The sequence below is a fragment of the Streptomyces sp. McG3 genome (genome assembly GCF_018619185.1).
Classification (GTDB): Bacteria; Actinomycetota; Actinomycetes; order Streptomycetales; family Streptomycetaceae; genus Streptomyces.
Map to the genome: position 1 here is coordinate 1 of NZ_JAAXYC010000556.1, position 1,680 is coordinate 1,680.

Genomic DNA, 1,680 nt, shown 5'->3' on the forward strand with positions numbered 1-1,680 from the left:
GCACGGGCACCGCCCTGGCCGTAGGTGGCGAGGAGGGCCTGGGCCTCGATGGGGTCGCCCAGGGTGGTGCCCGTGCCGTGCGCCTCCACGACGTCCACATCGGACACCGACAGGCGCGCGTTCTTCAGCGCCGACTGGATGACCCGCTCCTGTGACGGACCGTTGGGCGCGGTGAGGCCGTTGGAAGCGCCGTCCTGGTTGACCGCGGAGCCACGGATCACGGCGTGCACGGTGTGCCCGTTGCGCACCGCGTCGGACAGCCGCTCCAGCATCAGCAGCCCGACGCCCTCGCCCCAGATGGTGCCGTCCGCGTCACTGGAGAACGCCTTGCAGCGGCCGTCGGCCGCGAGCCCCCGCTGGCGGCTGAACTCCACGAACGTCTCCGGCGTCGCCATGACCGCGATGCCGCCGCTCAGCGCGTAGGACACCTCGCCCGTACGCAGAGCCTGTACCGCCAGGTGCGTCGCCACCAGCGAGGACGAGCACGCCGTGTCGATCGTGACGGCCGGACCCTCCAGGCCCAGCGTGTAGGAGATGCGACCGGAGGCGATCGACCCGGCGTTGCCCGGGCCGATCAGGCCCTCCAGGGCCGGCGGCACCTCACTGACCCGCGAGGAGTAGTCGTGGTACATCACGCCCGTGTAGACGCCGGTCCTGCTGCCGTGCAACGACTGCGGGGCGATGCCCGCGTCCTCCAGCGTCTCCCACGCCGTCTCCAGCAGCAGACGGTGCTGCGGGTCCATCGCCGTCGCCTCGCGGGGCGAGATGCCGAAGAACTCGGGGTCGAACCGGTCGGCGTCGTGCAGGAAGCCCCCCGTGCGCACGTAGGTCGTGCCGAACGCCTCCGGGTCGGGATCGTAGATGCCCTCGTTGTCCCAGCCACGGTTGACGGGGAAGTCCGTCATCCCGTCCCGGCCGTCCGCCACGAGCCGCCAGAGGCTCTCCGGGTCCGTCACACCTCCGGGGAACCTGCACGCCATGCCGATGACCGCGATCGGCTCGCTCGCCGCGCCCCGGACCTCCTGCAACTCGTGCTGGGCCTGGCGGGTGTCGGCGATCGCCTTCTTGAGGTACTCGCGGAGCTTCGCTTCGTTCGCCATTGCCGTCAGGCCTTCCTGTTCGTTTCGACGAGGCTGAACAGCTCTTCGTCACTCGCTGCGTTGAGGTCGGAGTCGTCGGTGAGGGATCCGGGCTCGTCGCCCGTGCGGCGCCACTGGGTGAGGAGCTCTTCGATGTGCTCGGTGATGAGCGAGTGATCGTCGAAATCCACGACGAGCGTCGACAGCAGCGCCGCGACCTCGTCCAGCTTGGCCCGGGCGGCCTTGCGGCCACTGGGGGCGAGCGTGTCGCGCAGGTGCTCGGCCAGGGCCGTCGCCGTCGGGTGGTCGAACACCAGCGTCGCCGACAGCTGCACGCCGGTCGCCCTGGTGAGCTGGTTGCGCAGCTCCACCGCGGTGAGCGAGTCGAAGCCGAGCTGTTCGAACGCGATGTCCGGAGGGATCGCGCCGGCGTCGTTGTGGCCCAGCACGAACGCGATCTGCGTCCGCACCAGATCCAGCACCCGTACCTGCTGCTCCGCCTCGTCGAGACCGGCGAGCGATGCGCCGAACGCCCTGCCGTCCTCCTGCTTCGCGGTGGTGGTTGTGGTGCGGCGGGGGATGAGGTTGCGGAGGAGTGGGG

2 protein-coding genes are annotated in these 1,680 nt (G+C 70.5%); both read right to left on the reverse strand.

The genetic code is table 11. From position 1 onward, the window contains the following. Positions 1-1,100: beta-ketoacyl synthase N-terminal-like domain-containing protein (locus HET64_RS38400; RefSeq protein WP_215111846.1), on the reverse strand; the 1,100-nt coding region annotated here is incomplete at its 3' end. A 5-nt stretch (positions 1,101-1,105) separates the two neighbouring features. Next, positions 1,106-1,680: acyl carrier protein (locus tag HET64_RS38405; protein WP_215111847.1), on the reverse strand; the 575-nt coding region annotated here is incomplete at its 5' end.